Source organism: Mycobacterium gordonae (assembly GCF_002101675.1).
GTDB classification, from domain to species: Bacteria; Actinomycetota; Actinomycetes; order Mycobacteriales; family Mycobacteriaceae; genus Mycobacterium; species Mycobacterium gordonae.
Genome location: NZ_LQOY01000230.1, coordinates 80,290 through 86,973 on the forward strand (window position 1 = coordinate 80,290; position 6,684 = coordinate 86,973).

Consider the following 6,684-nt stretch of genomic DNA (forward strand, 5'->3'; position numbering starts at 1 on the left):
CGCCTCCTCCGACGGGCGTGCAGCCCACTTCACAATTGCGATGAAGAGGGAGTGACGTGAGCGAACCGACGGTAACCGCACTGTTGCGCCCACTGGCCGAAATCGACGACCGCGGCGTGTACTTCGAGGACTCGTTCACCAGTTGGCGTGCGCACCTGCGTGATGCCGCGGCTCTGGTGGCGACACTGCGGGAGCGCCTCGACCCGGCGCGGCCGCCGCATGTCGGCGTGCTGCTGGAGAACACGCCGTTCTTCTCGGCGGTGCTGGTTGCGGCCGGGCTGTCCGGCATCGTGCCGGTCGGCCTCAACCCGGTGCGCCGTGGCGCGGCGCTGGCCCGAGACATCAACCACGCCGACTGCCAGCTGGTGCTGGCCGATACGAATTCCGCTGCGGCACTGGACGGCATCGATCACGTCAATGTCGACTCGGCTGCGTGGGCCAACGAGGTTGCCGCGCATCGGGAAGCCGTTTTGGAGTTTCAACCCTCCTCTCCCGGTGACCTTTTCATGCTGATCTTCACCTCGGGAACCAGCGGCGAGCCCAAGGCGGTGAAGTGCAGCCACGGCAAGGTGGCGGGAGCCGGAATGGGGATGGCCCAACGGTTCCGGCTCGGCGTCGACGACGTCTGCTATGTGTCGATGCCGTTGTTCCATTCCAACGCGGTGCTGGTCGGTTGGGCGGTAGCCGCGGCATGCCAGGGGTCGATGGCCTTGCGGCGCCGGTTTTCGGCGTCGGGATTCCTGCCCGATGTGCGGCGGTATGGGGCGACGTACGCCAATTATGTGGGCAAGCCGCTGTCCTACGTGCTGGCCACCCCCGAGCAGCCCGACGACGCCGACAATCCGCTGCGGGCCGTCTACGGCAACGAGGGCGTGCCCCGGGACATCGAACGGTTCGCGACCCGATTCGGCTGCCGTGTTCAGGACGGCTTCGGCTCGACCGAGCTCGGTGTGGCAATCGCCCGCACGCCGGACACCCCGCCGGGCTCGCTTGGCCCGCTGCCGGACGGTGTGGAGATCGTCGACCCCGAAACCGGCGCGCCCTGCCCTTCGGGAACGGTCGGCGAACTGGTGAACACCAAAGGCGCCGGCGGGTTCGAGGGCTACTACAACGACCCGGCCGCCGAGGCCGAACGGATGGCCGGCGGCATCTACCACAGCGGCGATCTGGCCTATCGCGACGACGCGGGCTACGTCTATTTCGCCGGCCGGCTCGGTGACTGGATGCGCGTGGACGGCGAGAACCTGGGCACCGCGCCGATCGAACGGGTGCTGCTACGCCACCCCGCGGTGACCGAGGCGGCGGTGTACCCGGTGCCGGATCCGGTGGTCGGCGACCAGGTGATGGCGGCCGTCGTTTTGAAGCCCGGTGCGCAGTTCGACGCGCAGGAGTTCCGAGACTTTCTGTCCGGACAGGCCGACCTTGGGCGCAAGCAGTGGCCGTCGTACGTGCGGGTGAGCGCCGGGCTACCCGGCACGATGACGTTCAAGGTGCTGAAACGACAACTCTCTGCTGAGGGTGTCGACTGTGGCGAACCGGTATTCGCCATTCCCCGCCAGCGCGGCTAACCCAATAACGACGGAACCACGGCGTCGATCAGGTGCGGACCGGGTTCGGCGAACGCGTCGCGCAGTGCATCGGCGAGTTCTTCACACGTCGTCGCACGCCGGGCCGGCACCCCCATGCCTTCGGCGATCTTGACGAAGTCCATTGTGGGACGGGAGATGTCGAGGAGGTCTTTGGCTTTAGGGCCGGGCCCGGCTTCGACGCCGACGCGTTGCAGCTCGAGTCTCAGAATGTCGTAGGCGCCGTTGTTATAGATGACGGTGGTGACGTCGAGCAGTTCCCGGGCCTGGCTCCACAACCCCGAGATCGTGTACATCGCCGACCCGTCGGATTCCAGGCACAGCACCGGGCGATCGGGTGCGGCCACGGCAGCGCCGACCGCCGTCGGAATCCCGTAACCGATCGCGCCGCCGGTCAGCGTGAGCCAGTCGTGCGCCGGCGCGCCCGCGGTCGCTGCCGGCAACAGCAGTCCTGAGGTGTTGGACTCGTCGACGACGATGGCCCGTTCAGGCATCAGCGCCCCGATGACCTCGGCCGCCGACGCGGACGTCAGCGCACCAGAGGGCAGCTGGGGACGGGAGGCGGGCGCGAGCGGCGCCGCCGTCCCAGGTGCCAGTGCGTCGGCCAACTCGGCCAAAACCGCTGCAGCACCGCCATATTCGGCCAGAACATGCACCGTGCACCCAGACGGAACCAAGTCGCTGGGCATGCCTGGGTAAGCGAAGAACGAGACCGGCGACTTTGCCCCGGCCAGCACGAGATGCTTCGCGCCGTCGAGTTGGGCCGCTGCGGCCTCGGCGAAGTAGCCCAGCCGTTCGATGGCGGGCACGCCGGCGCCCCGTTCCAGTCGGGTCGGGAAGGTCTCGCACAGCACCCGGGCGCCGGTGGCCTGGGCGATCCGCGCGGCCGCGGACAATCCCGGTTCGCGGGTGGCGTCTCCCCCGATCAAAATTGTGGTCGGTTCACCGGAGCGCAGCACGTCGGCGACCGCGTCGGTGTCGGTGCTCGAGGCGGCCGGCGTGCCCGCGGTCACCGTGGCCGGCTGGGCACCTTCGGACCAGGAGGCGTCGGCGGGCAGGATCAGCGTCGAGACGAACGACCCGGATGTGCTGGCAGCGATGGCCTCGGCAGTGTCGGCGCCGACGTCTTGCGCGGTCGCGGTCCTGCGCACCCAACCCGATACGGTGCCCGCCACCGCGTCGATGTCGGATTCCAGTGGGGCGTCGTACTTTTTGTGATAGGTCGCGTGGTCACCGACGACCACCACCATCGGCACCCGGGCACGGCGGGCGTTGTGCAGGTTGGCCAGGCCATTGCCCAAACCGGGTCCGAGGTGCAGCAGCACCGCCGCCGGACGGCCGGCGATGCGGGCGTAACCGTCGGCCGCACCCGTGGCCACGCCTTCGAAAAGGGTTAGCACGCCTCGCATTTGGTCCACGGTGTCCAGTGCCGCGACGAAGTGCATTTCCGAGGTGCCGGGGTTGGAGAAACACACGTCGACGCCGCCGTCGACCAGGGTGTTGATCAGAGCCTGCGCACCGTTCACGTGTCCGCCTTTCGTTGCAGCCTGAAGACCCGCTCGGCATTGTCGTGCAGGAAGTCCCGACGAGCCTCGTCGCTGAGCCCGAGTTCGTCAAGACCCGCCAAGGCGTGTGCGTGGGCGATCATCGGATAGTTGGTGCCGAACAAAACTTTCCGTTGCCCGGTACCTGTTTTCATGAACCGGATCAGCTCGTCCGGCAAGCGCCGGATCGTGTATGCGCTGGTGTCGATGTAGACGTTCTCGTGTTTGCGGGCCACCGCGACCATTTCCTCGGTCCACGGGTAGCCGACGTGCCCACACACGATCACCAACTCCGGAAAGTCAAGCGCCACCTGATCGATATAGGGAATCGGGCGTCCGGTCTCCGATGGCCGTAGCGGACCGGTGTGTCCCACCTGCGTGCAGAACGGCACTGCCGACTCGACGCACTGGGCGAATAACGGATAGTAGCGGCGGTCGGTAGGCGGGGCGTCCCACAGCCACGGCACCACCCGCAACCCGACGAAGCCCTGGGTTATCCGCCGCCGCAACTCGCGCACTGCGGCCATCGGACGGTCCAGATCGACCGTCGCCAGTCCGCTAAATCGTTTGGGGTGCAGGTCAATCCACTCGGCTACCTCGTCATTGGACACCAGGTCCTGGCCCGCCGGCCCCAGCCATGCGCTGATCAGCCCGAGTTCGACGTCCGCGGCGTCCATGGCAGCGACGGTCACGTCGATCGGAATTTCGGCGTCTGGCATGGATCCACCGGTCCAGCGGCGCAGCGAGGCCAGCATGTCGCTACGCAGGAACCGCTGCGTCGGATGTTGCATCCACACATCGATAGTCATCGCGGTTTGACTTTAGCCCGCTGACGATGCCCGGCGCGGAGTGCCGGGAGGAGGAAGCGGGCCATCCGGGCTTAGCCCGCTGACGATGCCCGGCGGGCCCGCTGACGATGCCCGGCGCGGAGTACCGGGAGGAGGAAGCGGGCCATCCGGGCTTAGCCCGCTGACGATGCCGGCGCGGAGTGCCGGGAGGAGGAAGCGGGCCATCCGGGCTTAGCCCGCTGACGATGCCCGGCGCGGAGTGCCGGGAGGAGGAAGCGGGCAATGCAGAGTCCTCGGTCTTCAAACGCTCAGCGCGGAGCGGACAGCGGCGCGCGTCTGCCCCACGTACCCACCTCCGAACAGCACCACGTGCGCTAGCAAGGGATAGAGCTGGTGCAGTCCGATGCGGTTGCGCCAGCCCGCTTTCAGCGGTCGGACTTCTTGATAGCCGGCCAGGACGGCGTCATGGTGGGGGCAGCCGAACAGTGCGAGCATGGCCAGGTCGGTTTCCCGGTGGCCGCCGTGCGCGGCCGGGTCGATCAGCACCGCGCCGCGGCGCGTCCACATAACGTTGCCACTCCACAGGTCTCCGTGCAGTCGGGCCGGCGGGTCGTCGTCGTCGAAGTCCCCCGCCTGACACCGCGCCACCACAGCATCGATCGCCTGCCGCGTCGCCGCGTCGAGCTCTTTGGCCGCCAGTTCAACCATCGGGACCAGTCGCTCCTCGGCGCAGAAGGCGCCCCAGCTCGGGTGGCTGCGCAACGACATGGGCAGTGGTTGCGACAGCGGACCGAAGAATCCCGGCCCGTCCCACCCGTCGGGCCCGGCGCCGAACGCCGGCGCGCCCGCGTCGTGCATGACCGCCAGCCGGGCGCCGAACTCGAGCGCCACATCCGCGGTGGGAGGCACCGACTCGAGCCGACGCAGGGTCAGGCTGGCGGCGTCGACGTCGAGCACCTGCGCGCAGGCCACTCCCCCTTCGACTTGCGACAGCCACCGGAGCCCGGCGGCCTCGCAGGCGAAGAAGCCGGCTGGCGCTGCCGGGTTCCGCTTGACGAAATCTGTCACGTGGACTCCGAAGGACTCGTCGACCGCATGTGTCCGGACTGTAGACGGCACCGCTTTAGGACCGCGATGGGGACACGAAATCTATTGAGCGTTCTCAAATCTCGTTCGGCAACTTGCCTCGAATTAGTCGCCGAACGCCCCTGATTTTGTGGACTTGCGCCGAATATGATTCCGCCCTACGCGTCAATATTCCGCGACGGTTTGACTGACGCCGGGTCGGGTTTCGGCGCCGGGGGTGCGGGAGGCGCTGGCGGCAACGGTGGCAAGGGTTGTCGGGGCGCCGATGCAGTCTGCGGTAACGCCAGCGGCGGCGGCGTCGGCCGTGGTCGCAGCGGAGCAATCGGCGTCGGCGGTAAGGGTGGTTCGCCCATCGGGAATGGCGCAACGGTGTGGTCTCAGGGGCAACAGGGGCGGCCTTACCCGGTGCGCCCACAGGCGGCGGCACCGGCGGCACCGGGATCGGCACGCCAGGCGGAACGGACACAAACGCCTCGATGGAGGTTTCGGCGGTAACGGGTGCCGGTGGGGCCAATGTCGGCGCTATCGGTGAATCGGTTACTCCGGCAATCCCACGGTTTGACGCGTCCAGCGCGGGCGACCGCAAACTCACGCAGGTTTGCTGCCAGGCGGCTCGACCGTCGCGGCGAGCTTTATCCACCTGCAACCGGCTGCCTAGTCGTATCCGCAGAACGTCATTGCAGGTCAGATTACGAAAGATGACTTCAGACCCGTATCTGCGTTAATGAATACAAATCACACTCAAAGTATCGATATTGTGCAAAACCGTGACATAGATCTCGCAGAACCATAAGATCCGGGCTAGCGATCCCGACCTAGGCGGTATTGCGAACTAGTTCCCTGCTGTCTGGAGCCGTTGAGATGTCGTTCCTCTGGGTCTCCCCCGACAGCGTTGCCGCCGCGGCCACGGACTTGTCGAGACTGGGCTCATCGGTTGCCACATCCAACGCGGCCGCAGCCGTCCCTACGACCCAGGTGCTGGCTGCCGCTTCTGACGAGGTATCACTGCGCATTGCCGCACTGTTCGGCGCGCACGGCCGCGAATATCAGGCCGTCAGCGCGCTGGTCGAGGAGCTTCAAGCTCAATTCACCCAGACGTTGCGGGCCAGCGCGGGCTCGTATGTGTGGACCGAGGTCGAGAACGCCCAGCGCGCGGTACTGGGAGTGATCAACGCGCCGACGATGACACTGCTGGGCCGGCCCCTGATCGGTGATGGCGCCAACGCCACCGTCCCGGGCGGTGCCGGTGGTGACGGCGGGATCTTGTTCGGCAACGGCGGTGCAGGAGCCGCTGGTGCCGTTGGTCAGGCTGGTGGCGCCGGGGGATCTGCGGGCCTGTGGGGCAACGGCGGCCCAGGCGGCGCGGGCGGCGCGACGGCCAGTGGTGGAGCCGGCGGCAACGGGGGGTGGCTCTTAGGCGTCGGCGGCACCGGCGGAATGGGCGGGACCGGCGGTGGCACCGGCGGGGCCGGCGGCAACGGCGGATTGTGGTGGGGCGGCGGCGGCACCGGCGGCACCGGCGGGATCGGCGGCGGCACCGGGGGTGCCGGCGGCCGCGGCGAATGGTTCTTCGGCGCGGCCGGTGACGGTGGCGCGGGCGGCTCCGGAGGCGGCACCGGCGGGGTCGGCGGTGACGGTGCACTGGTCTGGGGCGGCGGCGGTGCTGGGGGCAGCGGCGGG

5 protein-coding genes are annotated in these 6,684 nt (G+C 68.1%); 2 read left to right on the forward strand and 3 right to left on the reverse strand.

From position 1 onward, the window contains the following. Positions 1 to 56: 56 nt before the first annotated feature. Positions 57 to 1,568 (forward strand): long-chain-fatty-acid--CoA ligase FadD17, encoded by a 1,512-nt coding sequence (fadD17, locus tag AWC08_RS29605; protein ID WP_065132983.1) that lies wholly within the window; start codon positions 57 to 59, stop codon positions 1,566 to 1,568. Here the strand turns inward: fadD17 and AWC08_RS29610 are convergent. The 3 genes from AWC08_RS29610 to AWC08_RS29620 form a co-directional block, all read right to left on the reverse strand. Then, the gene (locus AWC08_RS29610; RefSeq protein WP_065132984.1) at positions 1,565 to 3,112 is read right to left on the reverse strand and encodes an acetolactate synthase large subunit; all 1,548 of its coding nucleotides are present in this window, start codon (positions 3,110 to 3,112) and stop codon (positions 1,565 to 1,567) included. The genes fadD17 and AWC08_RS29610 overlap by 4 nt on opposite strands. Next, positions 3,109 to 3,939 carry an amidohydrolase family protein gene (locus tag AWC08_RS29615; protein ID WP_065132985.1) on the reverse strand — a complete coding sequence of 277 codons (831 nt, stop codon included), beginning with the start codon at positions 3,937 to 3,939 and terminating at the stop codon, positions 3,109 to 3,111. Before AWC08_RS29615 ends, AWC08_RS29610 begins: the two co-directional genes overlap by 4 nt. 279 nt (positions 3,940 to 4,218) lie before the next feature. Continuing rightward, positions 4,219 to 4,986, reverse strand: coding sequence for a fructosamine kinase family protein (locus AWC08_RS29620; protein ID WP_065135542.1), 768 nt, complete (start codon positions 4,984 to 4,986; stop codon positions 4,219 to 4,221). 879 nt (positions 4,987 to 5,865) lie between these two features. On the opposite strand from AWC08_RS29620, the gene AWC08_RS29625 reads away from it, so the two are divergent. After that, the coding region (locus AWC08_RS29625; RefSeq protein WP_142283888.1) for a PE family protein at positions 5,866 to 6,684 on the forward strand (819 nt) is incomplete at its 3' end.

Excerpts from the sequence above, each read along its gene's own strand:
- AWC08_RS29615 (WP_065132985.1), bottom strand. The coding sequence starts at position 3,939 with ATGACTATCGATGTGTGGATGCAACATCCGACGCAGCGGTTCCTGCGT.